Below are 21,010 nucleotides of genomic sequence, written 5' to 3' on the forward strand. Positions count from 1 at the left end.
GCTATACCCACATTTTTCATCACGTTCTTTATCCACACCCCTGCCAAGGAGCCTTCCGTGAGCCGTGCCCTGTTCGATGAATTGAGAAATCGCATGGAGCACTTTCGCCGCTCCGAGCAGAAGGTGGCGCGCTTCGTGCTGCGCAACCCAGAAGAAGTGATCCACATGCGCATCGTCGATCTGGCCACCGAGGCCAAGGTCAGCGAGCCTACGGTGGTACGTTTCTGCCGGGCGCTGGGCTGCAACGGTTTTCAGGACTTCAAGCTCAAGCTGGCGCAGATGCTGGCCTCGGGCAGCCAGTTCGCCCAGTTCTCGATGAACGACAGCGACAGCGTCGCCGAGTTTTCTCACAGCATCTTCGACTCCACCGTCGGCACCCTGCTGTCGGTGCGCGACCGGCTGGACAACGAGGCGCTGAACCAGGCCATCAATGCGTTGGCCATGGCCAACCGGGTCGAGTTCTACGGCTTCGGCGCCTCCGGTGCGGTGGCCGCGGATGCCCAGCACAAGTTCTTTCGCCTGCAGATATCCACAGCGGCCTATACCGACCCGCACATGCAGAACATGTCCGCTGCGACACTCAAGCAGGGCGATGTGGTGGTGGCGATCTCCCAGACCGGACGCACCCGGGCGCTGGTGGATAGCGTCAGGCGCGCCCGCGCGGTGGGGGCCACGGTGATCGGTCTGTGCCCCAGCCACTCGCCGCTGGCCGACGAGGTCAGCATGCCGCTTTATATCGATGTCCACGAGGACACCGAGATCTATACGCCGATGAGTTCACGCATCGCGCATTTGGTACTGATCGACGTGTTGGCGGTGGGGGTGGCCAAGACCCGTGGGCCCAAGCTTGCCGAGCAGCTCAAGGCGGTCAAGAAGAGCCTCAACCCGCTGCGCTTTCCCGAGCAAGAGGATGCGCCGGGTGAGAGTGACGACCCGCAGGACTAGTGGCATGCCGGCCCGTGTTGGCTCCATGATGACTTCCTGAAAAGCACGGCAGCGGCGCCGGCAGACGGCCCGCCCCGGGGCCTGATTATGCTAAGCTAGGCGTCCATTTTTCGACCCGAAGTGCCCCGCTATGGATGACGTCACGGCGATTCTCGATCACCTCAACGCGGCCCAGCGCGAGGCCGTCAGTGCCCCCCAGGGCAACATGCTGGTGCTGGCGGGTGCCGGCTCGGGCAAGACCCGGGTGCTGGTGCATCGAATCGCCTGGCTGATGCGCACCGAGGGCCTGTCGCCCTATGCCATTCTCGCCGTGACCTTTACCAACAAGGCGGCCCGGGAGATGCGCACCCGGCTGGAAGCCTTGCTGGGTCAGTCGCTGCGCAATGTCTGGGTCGGCACCTTCCACTCCATCGCCCATCGGCTGCTGCGCACCCACTGGCAGGACGCTCGCCTGCCCCAGCACTTCCAGATCCTCGACAGCGATGACCAGCTGCGCCTGGTCAAGCGTCTGCTCAAGGACCACAACATCGACGACGAGCGCTTCCCGCCGCGCCAGGTGCAGTACTTCATCTCCGGCTGCAAGGAAGAAGGCCTGCGCCCCCATCAGGTGCAGACCCATGGCGATGCTTATCTCGGCCAGATGGTCGAGCTCTACGAGCGCTATCAGCTGACCTGCGAGCGCGGTGGCCTGGTCGATTTCGGCGAACTGCTGCTGCGAAGCCTGGAGCTTCTGCGCGATAATCCAGCGTTGCTCGCCCACTACCGGGAGCGCTTCGCCCATGTGCTGGTCGACGAGTTCCAGGACACCAACACCCTGCAGTACGCTTGGCTTAAGCTGCTCACCGGCGAACAGGCCGGCATCACGGTGGTCGGCGACGATGACCAGTCGATCTATGGCTGGCGCGGCGCCCGGGTCGAGAACATCCGCCGCTTCGAGCAGGAGTTCACGGACACCAAGACGGTGCGTCTGGAACAGAACTATCGCTCGACCAGCGCCATCCTCGAGGCGGCCAACGCCCTGATCAGCCAGAACACCGGGCGCATGGGCAAGGAGCTGTGGACCGACGGCGAGCGCGGCGCGCCGATCTCGTTGTACGCGGGCTTCAATGATCTGGACGAGGCGCGCTACATCGTCGATACCATCGCCTCCCAGGTGAAGGAAGGCACCGCGCGGCGTGAGATCGCTATCCTGTATCGCTCCAACGCTCAGTCGCGGGTGCTCGAGGAGACCCTGATCCGCCAGGGCATGCCGTACCGCATCTACGGCGGCCAGCGCTTCTATGAGCGCCTGGAGATCAAGAACGCCCTGGCCTACCTGCGGCTGCTGCTGAACCGGGAGGATGACGCCTCTCTTGAGCGGGTGATCAACGTGCCGGCTAGGGGCATTGGCACCCGCACCGTGGAGATTCTGCGCGAGCGGGCGCGGATCACTGACGTTTCCCTGTGGCAGGCGCTGCACGACTGCCTCGCTGACGCCACCCTCAAGGGCCGCGCCGGCAATGCGGTACGGGCCTTCAGCGAGCTGATCGAGCGCTTCGACAACGACACCGCTGGCATGGCGCTGCACGAGATCATCACCCACGTCACCCAGCAGTCCGGGCTGGTCGAACACCACCGCAGCGAGAAGGGCGAGAAGGGCCAGGCCCGTGTCGAGAACCTCGATGAGCTGGTCAATGCCGCCCGCGCCTTCACCCAGGGCGATGCCCTGAACGGCCAGGAGGTCGGCGAGGGCGCCGCCGCGATGGAGCCGTTTCTTGCCGAGGCGGCGCTCAATGCCGGCGATCACGAGGCCGACGACTTCGAAGACTGCGTGCAGCTGATGACCCTGCACTCGGCCAAGGGGCTCGAGTTTCCGGTGGTATTCATCGCCGGCGTCGAGGAGGGCCTCTTCCCGCACAAGATGTCGATGGAAGAGCCGGGCCGCCTAGAAGAGGAGCGCCGGCTGTGCTACGTGGGCCTGACGCGGGCCATGACCAAGCTCTACCTGACCCACGCCGAACTTCGCCGCCTGCACGGCAAGGAGACCTTCCAGCGGCCGTCGCGCTTCCTGCGCGAAATTCCGGCGGAGTATCTCGAGGAAGTGCGCCTGCGCGGCCAGATCTCGCGGCCGGTGACCGCTGGCCATGCCCCGTCCCAGTCCTCTGTTGACGGCGGCGACGACCTGCCTTCGCTGTCGCTTGGGCAGCGGGTCAGCCACCCGGTGTTCGGCGAAGGGGTGATCCTCAACGCCGAGGGCGCAGGTGAGCGCGCCCGGGTGCAGGTCAGCTTCGAGGGCGAAGGCGACAAGTGGCTGGTGCTGGGGTTTGCCAAGCTGACGCCGCTATAGGCTAGCGGTGGACGCCAGGCGGGCAATGGAAGTCAGGCAGGCAAGACACAGGTGAAGCGGGCAAGAAAGGCGGGCCATGACAGGTAGACGAGCAGCGGGCTTGCCGGACAATTCGGGCTTCGCGCATACTTTGTGGCGGACACCAGCAACACCATACCGATAATCCGCTAACCGGAGCCGCATTCTTCATGTCACGCCCCCTTCACCGCCGTCACTTCCTTACCGCCCTCGGCGCCGGCGCTGCCGGCATTGCCGCGGCGCCCTTCGTCAACACCGCCAGCGCCCAGGAGACCATTACCTGGAAGATGGTCACCTCCTGGCCGAAGAACTTCCCGGCCCTGGGGACCGGCGCCAACGATTTCGCCAAGCGCATCGAGCAGCTATCCGGCGGGCGCATGCGCGTCGACGTCTACGGGGCCGGCGAGCTGGTCCCGGCGCTGGAAGTGTTCGATGCGGTCTCGTCGGGCACTGCCCAGATGGGCCACTCGGCCTCCTATTACTGGCGTGGCAAGGTACCGGCGGCGCAGATGTTCACCGCCGTGCCCTTCGGCATGACCGCCCAGGAAACCAACTCCTGGCTGTACCAGGGAGAAGGGCAAGCGCTTTGGGATGCGCTCTATGCCAAGTACAACCTCAAGCCCTTCGCCGTGGGTAACACCGGCACCCAGATGGCGGGCTGGTTCAAGCGCGAAATCAATTCGCTGGAGGACATGCAGGGGCTCAAGCTGCGCCTGCCGGGGCTTGCCGGCGAGGCCATGAACGGCATCGGCGTGACCACGCTCAACATGCCGGGGAGCGAGATCTTCACCTCGATGCAGACCGGTGTGCTGGATGCCGCGGACTGGGTGGGGCCCTATAACGACCTGGCCTTCGGCCTGCATCAGGTCGCCGACTACTACTACACCTCGGCCTGGAACGAGCCCAGTGCGATTCTCGAGGGCACTGTCAATCTGGATGCCTGGCAGGCGCTGCCGGATGATCTCAAGGTAGTGGTCATGGAAGCGGCGCGTTCCGCCAACCTGGCGATGATCGACGAATTCACGCTGCGCAATGCCGAGGCGCTGAAAACGCTGGTCGAGGATCATGGCGTCAAGCTGCGTCAGTTCCCCGACGAGGTGATCAAGGCGCTTTATACGTCGTCACAGGACGTGCTGGCGAAACAGACCGAGTCCGACGAAGACTCCCGGCAGATCCTCGAGTCTTACCGCGCCTTCCAGTCGCTGGTGCGGCCGTTCAGCGATATCGGCGAGTTTGCCTATCTGAAAACGCGGGAACTGGTCAGCGGCTGATCCATTGTCGATATTGATCAAGCGAGGCTGTTGCTCAATGGCGCTGTGGTGGATCAACGGCCGTTGGGCACGGCGCGTATGCGGCCGTTATCGTCCATTGCCACCATCACGAAGCGCGCCTCGGTCACCTTGTGAAGCTCATCGGGGTTGCGCTCGTGGGGTGGACGGCTCCATACCTCGACGTTGATCTTGATCGAGCTGCGACCGATTTCGCGGAGTTCGGTGAAGATATTGACCACCGAGCCCTCGCGTACCGGACACAGGAAGTCCATGGCCTCGATGGCCACCGTAGCGGTGCGGCCATGGGCGATGCGGCCCGCGGCCAGCTCGGCGGCCTGATCCATGTGGCTGACCAGCCAGCCGCCGGGAATGTCGCCATAGAGGTTGGTGTCCTGGCGGGTGGCCAGCAGTTTTAGGGTCAGTTGGCCCTGAGGCGTGGGAACGTCATCTATATCGGTCATGGCGGCGTTTCCAGTGGGCTTGTTGTTGTCGAAGGTGTAGTAACATGAAGGCAAGGATGGCCCACGCTGGGCGCGGCCGACGCTGTCATCATATACGCCGGCCCCAGGCGTCACCACCCACGGTCAGGGAGCTCACCGTCATCGTATTGCAACCTGGTTGCGTCATACTCCCAAGGCACGCTATGACACCCTGACGCATTCGCCAGTGACAGGGCTTTCAGTACCGCGGCTCGCGCGGATCCAAGCATACGAACTCGGGCGCAAGGATATGCCGCGCGTCCTCAAGGAGTGTCACCATGGATATCACCAGCGATACCCACAGCCAGCATATTTCCCGCCAGTTCAATCATGAGCTCGAGGATCTCAAGAATCACTTGATGGCCATGGGTGGCCTGGTCGAGAAACAGGTTCAGGATGCCGTCATTGCCCTACTCGAGGGCGACTCGAGCCTAGCAAGGCAGGTCTCCGAGCAGGACCGGACCGTCAACGATATGCAGATCAAGATCGACGAGGAGTGCACACGGGTGCTGGCGCGGCGTCAGCCGGCGGCTTCCGACCTGCGCCTGGTGCTGGCGGTCACCCGTGCCGTGTCCGATCTTGAGCGGATCGGTGATGAGGCCACCAAGATCGCCCGCAACGCTCTGTCGCTGAGTGAGTCCGACAATGGCAAGAAGGGCTTCGTCGAGGTGCGCCATATCAGCGAGCGCGTACGCAACATGGTGCGCGATTCGCTGACCAGTTTTGCCCGCTTCGATATCGATCTGGCGCTCAAGGTGGTCCACGAAGACGAGGCCGTCGACAGCGAATACACGACCGCGATGCGCTCGCTGATGACCTTCATGATGGAAGATCCGCGCTCCATCACCTCGGTGCTCAGCGTGATGTGGGTGCTGCGCGCCCTGGAGCGCATCGGCGATCATGCCAACAACCTGGCCGAGTACGTCATCTACCTGGTTAAAGGGCTGGATATCCGCCATATCAATCCGGACGACCTCGACGAGGAAGCGCTCAAGCAGCGCAAGTGACGATAGCCGCCATGGCGGCATCAAGCAGCCGAAATCGCCGCCGCTTCGTGCGGCGGCGTTGTTTTATCCAGGATGTACACGTCTAGTGACCTGTATATCGAGAGAAGGAGTCGCGAGAGGATGCTCAACGCCCTGACGGCGCTGACCCGAGGAACCCGGCTGGTCTTCAGTCCGGGTCTGAGACGCTATGTGTTTCTGCCGATGCTGGTCAATCTGGTGGTCTATGTCGCCGGGCTTCAGTTCGTACTGAGCCATTTCGGCGGCTGGCTGGATGGCTGGATGACGATGGTCCCGGGCTGGCTTAATTGGCTCGAGTGGCTGATCTGGCCGCTCTTCGTGGTGACTCTGGTGCTGGTGGTGTTCTTCAGTTTCACCCTGGTCACGCACCTGATCGCTGCTCCCTTCTATGGCTTTCTGGCGGCCAAGGTCGAGGCGCAGCAGACTGGCCGCCCTCCGCAGGACGAGCGTGGCCTGGTGCGCACCGGCGTCGATGCCCTGGGCCGCGAGCTGGTCAAGCTTGCCTACATTGTGCCGCGCATGGCGCTGTTGTTCGTGCTGAGCTGGGTGCCGGTGGCCAACCTGCTGGCGCCGCCGCTGTGGTTGCTGTTCTCGGCCTGGGTGATGGCGATCACCTATCTGGACTACCCGATGGACAACAACGCCGTCAGCTTCGCCGATATGCGCCGCCGGCTGCGCCGTCGCTGGTGGCCGACCCTGACCTTCGGCGGCTGGGTCACGTTGCTGACCTGGATTCCGCTGGCCAACCTCTTTCTGCTGCCCGGCGCCGTGGCGGGCTCGGTGCTGATGTGGGATCGCCACTATCGCGAGCTTGGCGCTTCAGGAGAGGCGGTAGCGACCCGCCGCTGAGCCCCATGGTGTGGCCCGGCGTGCATGGTTTCCTTGTTTCGCCTTCTTTCCTTGATTTCGCCTGGCCGTGACGAAAAAAGCCCTGCTATCCGCTAGCGGGGCTTTTTTCGTTCTCAGAGCGACTACTGTCATAGCTACTCTTGCCATGGCGACTATTGCCATGGCTATCGTTTGAGGATGGGGCCTGTCGTGAATGCGGCTAAAGCTGGGGTGTCGCGTCAGGCGTGGGCCGCTTGATCCTCGACCAGGCGCTTGCTGGGGAAAACGCAGCGAAACACTGACCCCTGATCGGGGTAGGAGGAGATTTCCAGGCGGGCGTCGTGGCGCAGCAGTACGTGCTTGACGATGGCCAGTCCCAGGCCGGTACCGCCGGTTGCCGTGCTGCGACCCTTGTCGACCCGGTAGAAGCGCTCGGTGAGGCGGGGGATATGCACCGGGTCGATGCCCTCGCCGTTGTCCTCGATTTCCAGGGCGGCGCCCGCCGGGTGATCGCGCCAACGCAGGACGATATGACAGCCCTCGCCGCTATAGCGTACGGCGTTGAAGGCCAGGTTGGAGATGGCGCTGCGCAGCTCCTTGGGGTCACCGCGCAGTGCCTGATTCGACTCGATGTCGAGGCTGATCTGGTGACGGCCGCCCGACAGGGATTCGGCGTCGTGCTGGATCGCTTCCAGCAGGGGCGGCACGGAGACGCGCTCGCTGTGCGCATTGGGCTGGTCGATCTCCAGGCGCGACAGCATCAGCAGGTCATCGACCAGGTTCTGCATGCGCTTGGCCTGGTCCTGCATCTGGCCAAGGCTCCTGGCCAGGCGCGGCGGCATCAGCTCGGCATGGTCGGCATAGGTCTCCAGATAGCCGGTCAGCACCGTGAGCGGGGTGCGCAGCTCATGGGAGACGTTGGCCACGAAGTCGCGGCGCATCTGCTCCAGACGATGCAGGCGAGTGATGTCGCGGGCCATCAGCAGGCGCTCATCGTCGCCATATAGCGTCAGCTGGAACTGCAGGACGCGTCGATCGTCGATCGGCGAGGTCAGCGTCAGTGGCTCTCGGTAGGCCCGCTTGTCGAAGTACTCAACGAAGCGCGGGGCGCGGATCAGGTTGGTGATGTGCTGGCCACGATCCTGATGAGTCTTCAGCCCCAGCATGGTTTCGGCGGCGCTGTTCCACCATTCCAGGTCGCCACGGCGGTCGAGCATCACCACGCTGTCGCTCATCGCCTCCGAGGAATCCTGAATGCGTTGCAGGGTGTTACGCAGGCGTCGCTGGGTCTTGGCCTGCGCCTTCTGGTGATGGTGCAGGCGATCGAAGAGCTCACCCCAGATACCGCTGGCCTCGGGTGGGTCAGCGTGTCGCGACTGGGTCAGCCAGCGATGCAGGGCGCGCAGCTGGCGCAGATGGAAGAGCAGATAGATCCCGAACCCCAGTGCCAGACCCAGGCCTGGAGCGTCGAAGATCAGGCCCGCCATGGTCAGAACGCCGGCCAGCCAGGCCAGGCGCCAGAATTCCAGGGCCCAGAGACTCATAGGTAGCTCAGCCCTTGGCAGAGAAGCGGTAGCCCGTGCCGCGCACGGTCTGAATCAGGTGCTGGTGTGCCTCGCCGAGGGCCTTGCGTAGGCGACGGATGTGCACATCGACGGTGCGTTCTTCGACATAGACGTTGCCGCCCCACACCTGATCGAGCAGCTGACTGCGCGTATAGGCGCGCTCCTGGTGGGTCATGAAGAACTGTAGCAAGCGATACTCGGTGGGGCCGATATCCAGCGGAGCGCCGTGGGTGCTGACGCGATGGCTGGCAGGGTCGAGCAGCAGCCCCTCGACCTCGACCGCCTGCTCGACGCCCTTGGGCGTGGCGCGGCGCAGCACCGCCTTGAGGCGGGCCACCAGCTCGCGGGGCGAGAAGGGCTTGGTGATGTAGTCATCCGCCCCGGCTTCGAGCCCCTGAATCTTGTTGTCTTCTTCGCCCTTGGCGGTGAGCAGGATGATCGGCAGCTCGGCGGTAGCTTCGTCGCGCTTCAGGCGGCGGGCCAGCTCAATACCGCTGATGCCCGGCATCATCCAGTCAAGGACCAGCAGGTCGGGTTGATGGTCGACGACCATGGCATGCGCGGTCTGGGCGTTGTCGGCCTCGAGGACCTGATAGTCGGCCATCTCCAGGGCGATGGCGATCATCTCGCGGATAGAGGCTTCGTCATCGACGATCAGGACGGTCTTGGTGCTCATCTGGCTGGCCTCCTGGCCTTACAAAGATAAGGACAATGACAAGATGATGACGATTCCACCACGCTAACATGACATTGCCATGACAGGCGGCTCTCACCAAGGGGGCTCACCAAGGCCCTTGATCAGGGGCTTAGATCAAGGGCTCTGACCCGGGCGTATCCCTCTTCTTGCTCCGCCCCTTTCTTGGCCCCGACCTCAGGGGGCGCACCTTTCGTCCGGCAGTTGCTTCAGGGCGCCGGCCACAGCGACAGGGCCAGGCCGGCGAACAGGACCAGCCCCGCCCAGTGATTGTTGAGGAAGGCTTGGAAGCAGCGATCCCGGTCGCGGCCGCGAATCAGCGTGTACTGATAGACGAAGATCGCGGCCATGGCGCCAAGCCCCAGCCAGAAGAAGCCGCTTAGTGCCAGGCGGGTACCGATCAGTCCCAGCAACCCAAGGGTCAAGAGCTGCAGCAGCCCGATCATCAGGATATCGGCGCGCCCGAACAGCACCGCCGTGGACTTGATGCCGATCTTCAGGTCATCGTCCCGGTCGACCATCGCGTATTGCGTATCATAGGCCACCGTCCAGCACAGGTTGGCCGCGAACAAGAGCCAGGCCTCCAGCGGTACCGCGCCGGTCACGGCCGAGAAGGCCATCGGAATGGCCATCGAGAAGGCCGCCCCCAGCACGACCTGGGGCAGGTGCGTATAGCGTTTCATGAAGGGATAGACCGCGGCCAGGGCCACGGCGGCCACCGACAGCAGCACGGTCAGGCCGTTGGTGAAGCACACCAGCACGAAGGAGGCGGCGACGAGGGCCGCGAACAGCATCTTGGCTTCGCGCTCCGCAATGCGCCCGGTGGCCAGCGGCCGTGCCTTGGTGCGCTTGACGTGACCATCCAGGTGGCGGTCGGCGTAGTCGTTGACCACGCAGCCCGCGGCTCGCATCAGGTAGACCCCAGCGATGAAGATCAGCAGCAGGGTGCGGGTGGGCAGGCCCTCGGCGGCGAGCCACAGCGCCCAGAGCGTCGGCCACATCAATAGCCAGGTACCGATGGGACGATTGAGGCGCATCAGTGCCAGAAAGTCGGGCAGGCGAGCCAGGCCACGGGGGCGCTCGACGTGATCCATCTTGGTCTCCAGGTTGTCTCTTCAGGCCCTGCCGCTACGCCCATTCTCCAGGGCCAGGGCACTCTTTTATCGCGCCGGCTCATTTAATGCCATGGCCCATTTATCGTCACGACTCATTTAACGCCATGGGCTAGCTGCGATGGTTTAGGCGCGGCGGCCGGTCAGCGTGGCGGCAAGCCCAGCTCATCGCTCATGGTATCGAGGAAGAACTCCTGAACCAGTACCGCGAAGCGACCGTGGCGAAACACCGAGCGTCGCCCCCATGGGCCGAGGCCGCCGTGAAAGCCTGCTGCGGCTCGGCTGACCTCAATCGGCCCGCGCTCGAGGTCCGGTTGACGAAACAGCCAGTGGCCCAGCGAGCGCTCACCGAGGCGATCCAGGCGCTGGCCGTGGAGCCGAGCGAGTGGCACCACCGAGCGAGCCACTACCCAGGGCTGCTCCTCGATGCACAGCGCCACCTCGCGCAGCCAGGCGCGCTCTCGGGGCCTGAGCCCCAGTGCCCGGGCTTCGTCGTGTCCGGGGCGGCCGATGCGCTGGTCCAGCAGGCGCACCCGGAAGGGACGACCGTCGGCGGCAGCGATCAGCCTCGCCGTCAGCGAGTCGCGGCTGGCGATCCAGGTCCACCAGGCGGGGCTCATTGTCGGCCGGGCCACGGCAGCGGGGTACCAGCGGCGCCAGGTGGTGCTCAGAGAGGGAGATGTCGGGCGATCGCGCACCGGGCGCCTCCAGGCCAATATCGGGGCGCATAGTGTACCATGCGGCGTTCACGTTATTGCTCGTCGGGAGCGCCATGACTGCACCCTTGACCATCCTCGGCACCGGCATGGCCGGTATTCAGCTGGCCCGCCAGGTGCGTGCCCGTGACGCCGCGCGGCCGATCACCCTGATCACTGCCGACAGCGGTGACGATTACTCCAAGCCGATGCTCTCCACCGGCTTCGCCAAGGGGCTGCCCCCGTCGCGGCTGGCCAGCCGCGATGCGCTTTCGCTGGCCGAGGGCCTCGACGCCGTGGTGCGCACCCACACCCGGGTCACGTCGATCGACCCGCTGACGAAGTGCCTCGAGATCGGCGCCGAGACGTTGCCCTATGGCGAGCTGGTGTTGGCGACCGGCGCCGCGCCGGTGGCGCCCTTCGCGATTCCGCCCGCGCTGGCATCCAGGGTCTTTGCGATCAATGACCTCGACGACTACCGCGTCTTCCACGCGGCGCTGGCGAGGCTCGCTCGCCCGGCGCGAGTGGCGATCATCGGCAGCGGCCTGGTGGGTTGCGAGTATGCCAATGACCTGGTCGCCGGCGGCCATGGCGTGACGCTGATCGCCCCTGAGCCCACGCCGCTGGCGCGGCTGCTGCCCGAGACGCTGGGGGCGGCCTTGAATGATGCCTTCCGGGAGGCCGGCATCGCGCTGGAGACGGGCCGGACCCTGGCGGCGCTTGGCGAGGACGGCGACCAGCTGGCGCTGACCCTCGACGATGGCCGGTCGCTCGAGGCGGATCTGGTGCTGGTCGCTACCGGCCTGTCGCCGCGCACGGCGCTCGCCGAGGCTGCTGGCCTGGCCGTGGGCCCTGAGGGCGTGCATACCGACCGCTACCTGGCCACCTCACAGCCGGGCATCCATGCGCTGGGCGACGTGGCCTGCGTCGATGGGGTCAATGCCATGTACGTGCAGCCCCTGCAGGCCGGTGCCAAGGCGCTGGCGGCGACCCTCACCGGCACCCCGACGCCGGTGGCTTATGGCCCCTGGCCGATACTGGTCAAGACACCGCTGCTGCCGGTGGTGGCGCTGCCGCCGCGTCAGGTGCCGGCCCACTGGCGGATCGATGGGGAAGGGCGTGATTGGAGTGCTCGGGCAGAAGACGAAAACGGACGTATGATTGGTTTTGCGTTGACAGGCGCCTGCGTGCGTCGGAAAGTCGAACTGGCACGAGTCGCCCCAGCATTGCTAATCTAGATTGGTTGCTGCCGGCGTGGTGATTCCGACCACCTCGGCATCTTGGCCAATACCGGCTTGGACTCGACCACCGCGACTCCACCAGAAACCGGCCTCACAACGATCTGAGGCGGCGGATGCCGCCTTGAACCGCACACCAGGAGGGCTATATGCGCAAACCAGAACTCGCCTCGGCGATCGCCGAGCGTGCCGACCTATCCAAGGACAAGGCCAGCCAGGTACTCAACGTTATCCTCGATGAAATTACCGGCAGTGTCGCCAAGGGGCAGGATGTGTCCCTGATCGGCTTCGGCTCTTTCACCGTTCGCGAGCGTGCCGCCCGCACTGGCAAGAACCCCCAGACCGGTCAGCCGTTGACCATCCCCGCCAGCAAGACCGTGGCGTTCAAGCCCGGCAAGGCGCTGAAAGACGCCGTCACCAAGTAAGCGTGGCCGTCACTCGCGCGTTCCCTGTGTGACGCGCTCCACCGGTCGCAGTCCGGCCGGTGGAATGAATTTCCTTCCCTGAGGCATGCCCATGACGCTTCGTTTGATGCTCTGGCTGTTGAGCGTGATGCTCAAGCGCGCCCGGCGTCGCAAGCCACGCTTTCGTGAAGCCCTGTCCGAGCTGGGTCATCTGGACTGGGGGATCGGCACCGAGGATCTCTCGATTGCCCGCCACTACCGAATGACTCCCGACGGCATCACCTCCGGGCCCAATCTGCCGGTGGATCTTGATCTCGAACTGCGCTTCGAGGATCTGGCCACGGCCGTCAGCGTGCTGCGTAAGCCGACGTCTCGCGCCTTCCGCGAGGGCCTGATGGCCGGCAAGCTGCGCCTGGTCGGCGACAGCGGCGATCTCGCCAAGCTGCAGCGTCTGTTCAAATACCTGTAGATCTCGTCGATATCAGGTCACTCCGGTCGCCGGTCACGTCGATAGCAGGTCACGTCGACCACCCGCCCTGTTGCCCGATGCGTTGACCCGCCTGCTCCCTTCGCAGCGTTTCTCTCCATGTAAGTCGCCATGCAAATCTCCATGCAAACCGCCATGCAGGAGGCGATGCCTGAGGTGGCGAATGGTGTGGCGAATAGGACATCAAATAGAGTGGCGAATGATGTGCATGCGTGGTTAGTCAGGCAGATGGCGTTATACTAAAGTCGAGTCATCAGGCCGCTGGGCGTTATTGCCTCGCCGTCGGCTGATCACGCAGCCAAGCGCGTGCCGCTGCTACCGCCATCATTGATGCCCGTCAGGAGTTATTGAGATTTCCGATTCGTTCTCTCATTCGCTGCGTCGACTGTGGACTCTCGACAAGTTCGCCTACAGCTTCCGCGTCTTCATCGCCTTGAGCGGTGCCATGGCGCTGAGCTGGTATCAGGACCATATGGCGCTGGCCATTCCGCTGTTTCTCGGCATCATCGCCAGTGCGCTGGCGGAGACCGACGATAACTGGGAAGGGCGCGTCAGGGCGCTGTTGGTCACCCTGGCCTGTTTTTTCGTGGCCTCGGTGGCGGTGGAGCTGCTCTTTCCCTGGCCTCTGTTGTTCGCCACCGGACTGACACTCGCCGCGTTCACCCTGATCATGCTGGGCGCTGTCGAGCAGCGTTACGCGACGATTGCCACGGCGACGCTGATTCTGTCGGTCTACTCGATGATCAATATCGAGCAGCACGGCGGTACCACGGAAGGCAGCTTCTGGTCCCAGCCGTTGCTGCTGGTGGGCGGCGCCGCCTGGTATGGCCTGATCTCGGTCGTTTGGTGCGCGCTGTTCTCGCGTCAGCCGGTCAAGCAGAGCATGGCGCAGCTATACCGGGAGCTGGGTGAATACCTGGTTATCAAGGCGACGTTCTTCGAGCCGGTCAGAGAGGTGGATGTCGAGAGCCGCCGTTTGGCGTTGGCGCGACAGAATGGACGCGTGGTGATGGCCCTCAACCAGGCCAAGGAGATGATTTTCCGGCGCCTTGAAGGTCAGCGCGGCAACCGTAAGCTCAACCGCTATCTGCGGCTTTATTTCATCGCCCAGGACATCCACGAGCGAGTCAGCGCCTCTCACTATCCCTATTCGGCCCTTGCCGAGACGTTTTTTCATTATGACGTGCTGTTCCGCTGCCAGCGGCTGCTTGACCAGCAGGGGCGGGCCTGCAAGCGGCTATCCAAGGCGCTACTGCTGCGTCAGCCTTTCGATCATGGTCCGAGTGAGCAGGCGCTGGATGACCTGCGCGCGTCGATCGGCTACCTGCAGGACCAGGACCAGGACCATCCCGAATGGGCGCCGCTGTTGCGCTCATTACAGGCGCTCGGGCGCAACCTGACGACCCTCGAGGATCAGTTGGCAAGTGCTTACAATCCTGATGCCAGCGCCGATGAGAAAGACCCCAGCCTGTTCAATCGCTCCCCGCGTAGCGTCAAGGATGCCTGGGAGCGCATTCGCCTCAACCTGACGCCCGGTTCGCCGACCTTTCGTCACGCGCTACGCCTATCGCTTGCCCTGCTGGCGGGCTATGGGGTGCAACATCTTATCCATCCCACCCAGGGCTACTGGATATTGCTGACCACCTTGTTCGTGTGTCGGCCTAATTTCGGCGCCACTCGGCGTTTTCTACGCCAGCGTATTCTGGGCACCATGATCGGACTCTGCTTGGGCTGGGCGTCGATCAGTCTCTTCCCTAGCGCCCTCGTGCAGTGTCTGCTCTCGGTCGTGGCCGGTGTGGTCTTCTTCGCCAATCGCGAAAAACACTATGTCATTGCCACTGTCGCCATCACCATTCTGGTGCTGACCAGCTTCAATCAGGTCGGCGACGGCTTCGATCTTATCCTGCCGCGCCTTATCGATACGCTGATCGGCGGCCTGATCTCGGGGCTGGCGGTCTTCTTGATCTTGCCCGACTGGCAGGGGCGGCGGCTCAACAAGGTGGCGGCGACGGCACTATCGCGCAATAGCGATTATCTGCGCGAGATCATCCATCAATATGAGACCGGCAAGCAGGATGACCTCGCTTACCGCTTGGCGCGACGCAACGCCCACAACGCGGATGCCGCGCTCTCCACGGTGCTCGCCAACATGCTGCAGGAGCCAGGGCATTACCGTAAGAAGGATGCCGACGACGGTTTTCGCTTTCTGGTCGTCTCGCATACGCTGCTGGGCTATCTCTCTGCCCTGGGGGCTCACCGCGGCACCCTGGCGGCGAGCGCGGACGACGCGCCTATTTATGCGGCAGCGCGCCGCGTGGCCGATGGCTTCGAGGCGATTGCCGCCAGCCTGATGTCACGCCAGCAGATCCCGGACCTCAAGGATGAACAACGCGCGCTGCTGGCGCTCTTCGAGCAAGAGCCCGCCATGGCGCAGGATGACAGCGATGATGCGCGCCGTGTGATTCAGACTCAGCTGTTGCACATCGCGCGACAGCTTGTGCCGATGAGCGAGGCGGCAGAGCGGGTGCTGACCCATCCCAGCGGTGAGTCGAGCGATGCGCCATGCGCCGGTCAGGCCTGAGTCGCCTCAGACTGATTCGGCTCAGGCTGATTCGACTCAGACTTGGCCGTAGCGTCCGGCTTCTTCACCCAGCCAGCGGCGTATCAAGGGCGCGCTTGATTCGGGAGACTCCTCGAGCAGGGCCCTGGCCAGCGGGCCGACCCGTTCGAGCAGGTCGCGGTCGCGTTCCAGGTCGGCAATCTTCATTGCCGCAAGTCCCGTCTGACGCGTGCCCAGCACCTCGCCGGGCCCGCGAAGCTCCAGGTCTTTCTCGGCGATGCGAAAGCCGTCGGTGGTCTCGCGCATGACGCCCAGCCGCTCCCGTGAGTGGGCCGACAGCGGCGGATGGTAGAGCAGCACGCAGAAGCTCTCGGTGGCACCACGCCCGACCCGGCCGCGCAGCTGATGCAACTGCGAGAGGCCCAGCCGCTCCGGGTTCTCGATGATCATCAGGCTGGCGTTGGGCACGTCGACCCCGACCTCGATCACCGTGGTGGCGATCAGCAGGTCCAGCTCGCCGTCCTTGAAAGCCGCCATTACCTCGGCCTTCTCGCCGGCCTTCATGCGCCCGTGCACCAGCCCGATGGCGAGATCCGGCAGCGCCTCGGTGAGGCTCTCGTGGGTGGCCTCGGCGGCCTGGCACTGCAGGGCCTCGGATTCCTCGATCAGGGTGCAGACCCAGTAGGCCTGGCGGCCCTCGGCGCAGGCGCGCTCGATGCGCGCGACCACCTCTGGACGGCGCTCATCGGGGACGGCCACGGTCTGCACCGGAGTGCGCCCCGGCGGCAGCTCGTCGATCACCGAGACGTCCAGGTCGGCATAGGCGCTCATCGCCAGGGTGCGCGGAATCGGGGTGGCCGTCATCACCAGCTGATGGGGTGTCAGGCCTGCGGCCTCGCCCTTCTCGCGCAATGCCAGGCGCTGGTGAACGCCGAAGCGGTGCTGCTCGTCGATGATGGCAAGCCCCAGGCATTTGAAGTGCACGTCGGCCTGGAAGAGCGCATGGGTACCCACCACCAGCTGCACGCGGCCGTCGGCCAGCGCCGCCTTGGTATCGAGCCGCGCCTTGCCCTTGAGCTTGCCGGCGAGCCAGGCCACCTCGATGCCCAGTGGTTCGAACCAGTCGCGAAAGGTGCGGTAGTGCTGTTCGGCGAGCAGCTCGGTGGGTGCCATCATGGCGACCTGGCAGCCGCCGGCGATGGCGGTGAGCGCCGCCATCGCCGCGACCACCGTCTTGCCCGAGCCCACGTCGCCCTGCACGAGACGCAGCATCGGCACCGCGCGCTCGAGATCCCGGCCGATCTCGTCGAGTACCCGGCGCTGGGCGCCGGTCAGCGAGAACGGCAGTTTCGAGACGAAGCGCGCCTGCAGGCTGCGGCCTGAGGGGAGGGGCGGTGCGCCGTCGGCCTGGATGCGCTGACGCACCACCCGCAGGCTGAGCTGGTGGGCCAGCAGCTCTTCCAGCGCCAGACGGCGCTGGGTCGGGTGAGTGCCTTCCCGCAGTTGATCCAGGTTGGCCTCTGGCGGCGGGTGGTGCAGGTAGTTAAGTGCCGCATGCAGCTCGGGCAGCCGGAAACGCTGGCGCAGGCCTTCCGGAATCCAGTCCGGCAGCGCCGCCGGCGCCTCTTGGAGCAGGCGCATGGCCTGATCGATCAGGCCGCGCAGGCGCGCCTGGTTGAGGCCCTCGGTGGTGGGGTAGAGCGGGGTCAGGTGTTCGTCGACCACCGCCTCACCGGCCTTGAGCAGGCGATATTCCGGGTGATAGATCTCGAGCCCGGTGGCGCCGGCCCGGGCCTCGCCGAAGGCGTGGACCCGTGTGCCGGGCTGGAACTGCTGCTGCTGCGCGGGCGAGAAGTGGAAGAAGCGCAGGCTCAGGATGCCGGAGCCATCGGTGAGGCGCACCAGCAGGCTGCGTCGGCGACCCTTGATCACGTCACAGGCCGCCACCTCGCCCTGCACCACCGCCTCGTGACCGGCGCGCAGGGTGCCGACCGGCGTCACCCGGGTGCGGTCCTGGTAGCGCAGCGGCAGGTGGAACAGCAGGTCGGCGATGCTCGCCACCCCGAGCCGGCCAAGCTTGCCCGCGAGCGCCTCGCCGACCCCCTTGAGGGCACTGACGTCCTGGGTCAGCTCGCTCATGAGGTCTCGAGCTGACGGGCCCGGCAGCGCCGGATCGCCTCGGTGAGGGTGTCGATGGCCTTGGGCCGCGGGAAGCTCGCCCGCCAGGCGATCGCGACAGTGCGCGAGGGCACATCACTGGCAAAGGGCCGGGAGGTGAGCACGCCGGCTTCGTAGTGGCCGGTGCCGATCGCCGAATGGGGTAGTACCGTGATGCCGAGCTTCGAGGCCACCATATGACGAATGGTCTCAAGCGAGCCGCCCTCGGCGGTCAGGGTGTTATTGGGGCTGTTGAGCTTGGCGCTGATCGCCGGGCAGGCTTCGAGGATCTGATCGCGGAAACAGTGCCCCTCGCCGAGCAACAGCAGCCGTTCCTGGAGCAGGTCTTCCTTGGCGATGCTGTCCCGCGAACTCCAGGGGTGATCGGCGGGCATCAGCACCTCGAACTCCTCATCGTAGACCGGCTTGGTCAGCACGTCGGTCTCGGTGAAGGGCAGCGCAACGATGATGGCGTCGAGCTCGCCGCTTCTCAGCTTGCGCCGCAGGTCGGCGGTGAAGCCTTCCTCGATGTACAGCGACATCTGCGGCGCGGTGCGGGTCAGTTCCGGGATCAGGTAGGGAAACAGGTAGGGCCCGATGGTATAGATGGCGCCGATGCGCAGCGGGCTCGCCAGTTGGTCCTTGCCGGCGTTGGCCAGCTCGCGGATGACGCTCGACTGCTCGAGTACCCGCTGCGCCTGCTCGACGATTTGCTCGCCCAGGGGCGTGACCTGTACCGTCGACTTGGAGCGCTCGAACAGCGCTACCCCGAGCTCTTCCTCGAGCTTCTTGACCGCCACCGACAGGGTCGGCTGGGAGACGAAGCAGCGCTCGGCGGCACGCCCGAAATGGCGCTCCTGCGCCAAGGTTACGATGTAGCGGAGTTCTGTTAGAGTCATGTGATGCCTGGCTGCGCTCTCGCAGTAAATGAACAGGATGGTTCTGATAGCTACTTTTTATCAAGGGGCAGGGCAAAGGTGAAGAAGACGACACTGATTATTGGCTGTGGCGACATCGGCACGACCCTTGGCAAGCTTCTCATCGAGGCCGGCCAGCGGGTGGTGGGCGTGCGCCGCAAGGCCGCGACGCTCGAAGATAGCGGCATCGAACCGCTGTCTCTCGACATTCACGCCGAGGGCGCGGTGGCCGAGCTGCCCGATGCCGACACCCTGGTCTATGTGCTGAGCGCCGACCGCTTCGAGGAAGACGCCTATCGCGCCGCCTATCCGGCCGGTCTCAAGGCGGTGCTCGCCGAGTTCGCCGGTCGCGAGGCACCGCCGCGTCACGTGTTCTTTGTCTCCTCCACCAGCGTCTATGCGCAGCGCGAAGGCGAGCAGGTCGATGAGGATAGCCCCATCGAGCCCAGCGGCTTCTCCGGCCAACTGATGCAGGAGGCCGAAGAGGCGCTGATCGCGCATGAGTTGCCGGGCACCGTGGTGCGTTTCTCGGGCATCTACGGTCCGGGACGCGACCGGCTGATCCGCCAGGCCGGCGAGGGGCGCATCGCCGCCTCCAATCCCCCCATGTATTCCAACCGCATTCACCGCGATGACTGTGCCGGGGTGCTTGAGCACCTGATTCAGCGCGTGCTGGACAAGGCGCCGGTGGAGCCGCTCTATCTTGCCACCGACTGCGAGCCGGCGCCGCTGCACGAGGTGATGACCTGGCTTGCCACCAAACTTAAGGTCGAGTCCACCCAGGTCATCCAGTCGCCGCTGCGCCGCCGGGCCAGCAAGCGCTGCAATAACGCTCGCCTGCTGGCCTCCGGCTATGTCTTCCGCTACCCGAGCTACCGTGAGGGCTATGCCCAGGTGCTCGAGGCTGGCGGCTTCCTGCCCGAGGCCTCACGCTAGCGCCGAGGGCGTTACAGCCGCCAGCGATAGCCCAGTGATAGCACCTCCAGCCCGTTGTTGGGCGGTTTGATGCTGGCATTCGAGTAGTGGGCGATGGCCAGATGGAATGCGCCGCGCCCCCACGGCCAGCCGATGGCCAGGCGGTCCTCGAACTGGCCGGCAGTGCCAAGCTCGCTGTCGCGCAGGTGGGTCTTGAGGAAGATCGCAGCGCCGACGGCACCCTCGACGAAGGTGCCTCCGGCGAAGGTGTAGCGCATCGCGGGGGCCAGGATCAGCGCCGCATTCGACTTCTCGCTGTTGCGCCCGGGCATCAACAGCAAGCGCCCGGATAACTGCAGCGACCACGGCTGCCACTCGCTAGGCAGCCAAGGCGGGGCGGTGAAGCCGTGATGCAGACCAAGCGTCAGCGTCGGGCTCTCCTCACTGCTGACGCCGCCTTCCAGCCCGGGGTCCAGCGACCAGGCGTGTACCTCGACCGTGCTCCACCCGAGTATGAGGGCGATCACCGCCCCTTGGCATTGCCTTGCTATCCTTCGCTTGTCTGCTTGCATGGCTGCCCCTCCCGCAAACTCGCTACTCGCCAGGTGAAGTCGCCAGGCTGTCGAAGCGTGGCCCCTCGTCGGTGGTCACGGACTCGATGAGTATTAGCTGATTATAGCGCCAGCCGAGGGATACGCTGAGGAGCGCGCTCGGACATAGGGGGCTTGGCATGGCGAACGAGGATGGCACGAGGGAGGATTGAATGAGGCAGCGAAGGGTCGGCTTGGGGCCGTCTCTCACTGGCAAGGAGGGAGTGCTAGTGCGAGATAAGAGGACCACCGATCATTCCTCGCGCATGGCCGCTTGGGCCTTGGCGCGAGGAACAGGCGATGGCGTTCGCCATCGGTTCAGTCGCCGATCACCATCACCGCTTCGGCTTCGAACTGGCTGCCCTTGGGCAAGGCCTTGATGCCGACGGCGGCGCGGGCCGGGTAAGGGGTCGCGAAGAACTCTTCCATCACCCGGTTCACGATCGCGAAGTTGTCGAGATCGACCAGGTAAAGGTTGATCTTGACGATGTCCTGCAGTGAACCGGCAGCTTCCTCGCACACCGCGGACAGGTTCTTGAAGACCTGGCGGGCCTGTGCCTCGAAGTCGTCGGAGACCAGCTCCATGGTGGCCGGGTCTAGCGGGATCTGGCCTGAGATATAGACGGTGTTGCCCGCCTTGATGGCCTGGGAATAGGGGCCGATGGCAGCCGGTGCCTTCTCGGTGTTGATGACGGCCTTGTTGCTCATAACAATGCTCCTGTTGTGATTGTGGCGTGGAATAAAACGACAGATATCCCCGCCCGATCTCATCGGACGGGGGGAA

At 64.7% G+C, this 21,010-nt stretch carries 19 protein-coding genes; 10 read left to right on the forward strand and 9 right to left on the reverse strand.

Going from position 1 to position 21,010, the window contains the following annotated elements:
• Nucleotides 1-57: 57 nt before the first annotated feature.
• The 3 genes from hexR to Q2K57_RS07560 all read left to right on the forward strand — a co-directional run bounded on the left by hexR (nucleotide 58) and on the right by Q2K57_RS07560 (nucleotide 4,560).
• Nucleotides 58-945, forward strand: a complete 888-nt coding sequence (hexR, locus tag Q2K57_RS07550; protein ID WP_112055623.1) for a transcriptional regulator HexR — start codon at nucleotides 58-60, stop codon at nucleotides 943-945.
• 130 nt (nucleotides 946-1,075) lie between these two features.
• The gene (gene uvrD, locus Q2K57_RS07555; RefSeq protein ID WP_304526502.1) at nucleotides 1,076-3,271 is read left to right on the forward strand and encodes a DNA helicase II; all 2,196 of its coding nucleotides are present in this window, start codon (nucleotides 1,076-1,078) and stop codon (nucleotides 3,269-3,271) included.
• A gap of 188 nt (nucleotides 3,272-3,459) precedes the next feature.
• A complete protein-coding gene (locus tag Q2K57_RS07560; protein WP_112055621.1) occupies nucleotides 3,460-4,560 on the forward strand; it encodes a TRAP transporter substrate-binding protein in 1,101 nt (366 codons plus the stop codon).
• A gap of 53 nt (nucleotides 4,561-4,613) precedes the next feature.
• On the opposite strand, the gene Q2K57_RS07565 is transcribed toward Q2K57_RS07560, so the two are convergent.
• The gene (locus tag Q2K57_RS07565; RefSeq protein ID WP_304526503.1) at nucleotides 4,614-5,021 is read right to left on the reverse strand and encodes an acyl-CoA thioesterase; all 408 of its coding nucleotides are present in this window, start codon (nucleotides 5,019-5,021) and stop codon (nucleotides 4,614-4,616) included.
• Nucleotides 5,022-5,317: 296 nt separating this feature from the next.
• On the opposite strand from Q2K57_RS07565, the gene phoU reads away from it, so the two are divergent.
• Complete coding sequence (gene phoU, locus Q2K57_RS07570; protein ID WP_112055619.1) at nucleotides 5,318-6,046, forward strand: phosphate signaling complex protein PhoU; 729 nt, start codon at nucleotides 5,318-5,320, stop codon at nucleotides 6,044-6,046.
• 120 nt (nucleotides 6,047-6,166) lie between these two features.
• Nucleotides 6,167-6,913, forward strand: coding sequence for a sulfate transporter CysZ (cysZ, locus tag Q2K57_RS07575; RefSeq protein ID WP_112055618.1), 747 nt, complete (start codon nucleotides 6,167-6,169; stop codon nucleotides 6,911-6,913).
• 218 nt (nucleotides 6,914-7,131) lie between these two features.
• Here the strand turns inward: cysZ and phoR are convergent, their stop codons facing one another.
• The 4 genes from phoR to Q2K57_RS07595 form a co-directional block, all read right to left on the reverse strand.
• Nucleotides 7,132-8,436 (reverse strand): phosphate regulon sensor histidine kinase PhoR, encoded by a 1,305-nt coding sequence (phoR, locus tag Q2K57_RS07580; protein ID WP_304526504.1) that lies wholly within the window; start codon nucleotides 8,434-8,436, stop codon nucleotides 7,132-7,134.
• A gap of 7 nt (nucleotides 8,437-8,443) precedes the next feature.
• Nucleotides 8,444-9,133, reverse strand: coding sequence for a phosphate regulon transcriptional regulator PhoB (gene phoB, locus Q2K57_RS07585; RefSeq protein WP_112055616.1), 690 nt, complete (start codon nucleotides 9,131-9,133; stop codon nucleotides 8,444-8,446).
• Nucleotides 9,134-9,360: 227 nt separating this feature from the next.
• Complete coding sequence (ubiA, locus tag Q2K57_RS07590; RefSeq protein ID WP_304526505.1) at nucleotides 9,361-10,245, reverse strand: 4-hydroxybenzoate octaprenyltransferase; 885 nt, start codon at nucleotides 10,243-10,245, stop codon at nucleotides 9,361-9,363.
• Nucleotides 10,246-10,406: 161 nt separating this feature from the next.
• The gene (locus Q2K57_RS07595) at nucleotides 10,407-10,961 is read right to left on the reverse strand and encodes a chorismate lyase (RefSeq protein ID WP_369700302.1); all 555 of its coding nucleotides are present in this window, start codon (nucleotides 10,959-10,961) and stop codon (nucleotides 10,407-10,409) included.
• Nucleotides 10,962-11,035: 74 nt separating this feature from the next.
• Between Q2K57_RS07595 and Q2K57_RS07600 the strand changes: the two genes are divergently transcribed.
• From Q2K57_RS07600 to yccS, 4 genes are all read left to right on the forward strand, one after another.
• A complete protein-coding gene (locus Q2K57_RS07600; protein WP_304526506.1) occupies nucleotides 11,036-12,196 on the forward strand; it encodes an FAD-dependent oxidoreductase in 1,161 nt (386 codons plus the stop codon).
• A gap of 149 nt (nucleotides 12,197-12,345) precedes the next feature.
• The gene (locus Q2K57_RS07605; protein ID WP_092525168.1) at nucleotides 12,346-12,621 is read left to right on the forward strand and encodes an HU family DNA-binding protein; all 276 of its coding nucleotides are present in this window, start codon (nucleotides 12,346-12,348) and stop codon (nucleotides 12,619-12,621) included.
• A 91-nt stretch (nucleotides 12,622-12,712) separates the two neighbouring features.
• Entirely contained in the window at nucleotides 12,713-13,069 is a 357-nt protein-coding gene (locus Q2K57_RS07610) for a hypothetical protein (protein WP_304526507.1), read from the forward strand.
• Between the two features lie 370 nt (nucleotides 13,070-13,439).
• Nucleotides 13,440-15,668 (forward strand): YccS family putative transporter, encoded by a 2,229-nt coding sequence (yccS, locus tag Q2K57_RS07615; protein WP_304526667.1) that lies wholly within the window; start codon nucleotides 13,440-13,442, stop codon nucleotides 15,666-15,668.
• Between the two features lie 36 nt (nucleotides 15,669-15,704).
• Here yccS and recG read toward each other — a convergent pair whose 3' ends face one another.
• Nucleotides 15,705-17,786, reverse strand: coding sequence for an ATP-dependent DNA helicase RecG (gene recG, locus Q2K57_RS07620; protein ID WP_112055613.1), 2,082 nt, complete (start codon nucleotides 17,784-17,786; stop codon nucleotides 15,705-15,707).
• Nucleotides 17,783-18,703, reverse strand: coding sequence for a LysR substrate-binding domain-containing protein (locus Q2K57_RS07625; RefSeq protein WP_112055612.1), 921 nt, complete (start codon nucleotides 18,701-18,703; stop codon nucleotides 17,783-17,785). The genes recG and Q2K57_RS07625 overlap by 4 nt, the downstream gene beginning before the upstream one ends.
• 78 nt (nucleotides 18,704-18,781) lie before the next feature.
• Here Q2K57_RS07625 and Q2K57_RS07630 point away from each other — a divergent pair, with 78 nt between their 5' ends.
• On the forward strand, nucleotides 18,782-19,657 hold the full coding sequence (locus tag Q2K57_RS07630; protein ID WP_304526508.1) for an SDR family oxidoreductase: 876 nt from the start codon (nucleotides 18,782-18,784) through the stop codon (nucleotides 19,655-19,657).
• 11 nt (nucleotides 19,658-19,668) lie between these two features.
• Here Q2K57_RS07630 and Q2K57_RS07635 read toward each other — a convergent pair whose 3' ends face one another.
• Nucleotides 19,669-20,208: an acyloxyacyl hydrolase gene (locus tag Q2K57_RS07635; protein ID WP_304526509.1), complete on the reverse strand. Its 540-nt coding sequence runs from the start codon at nucleotides 20,206-20,208 to the stop codon at nucleotides 19,669-19,671.
• A gap of 336 nt (nucleotides 20,209-20,544) precedes the next feature.
• Complete coding sequence (locus tag Q2K57_RS07640; RefSeq protein WP_112055609.1) at nucleotides 20,545-20,934, reverse strand: RidA family protein; 390 nt, start codon at nucleotides 20,932-20,934, stop codon at nucleotides 20,545-20,547.
• Nucleotides 20,935-21,010 lie beyond the last annotated feature (76 nt).

It is taken from the genome of Halomonas sp. I5-271120 (assembly GCF_030553075.1).
Taxonomy (GTDB): domain Bacteria; phylum Pseudomonadota; class Gammaproteobacteria; order Pseudomonadales; family Halomonadaceae; genus Onishia; species Onishia taeanensis_A.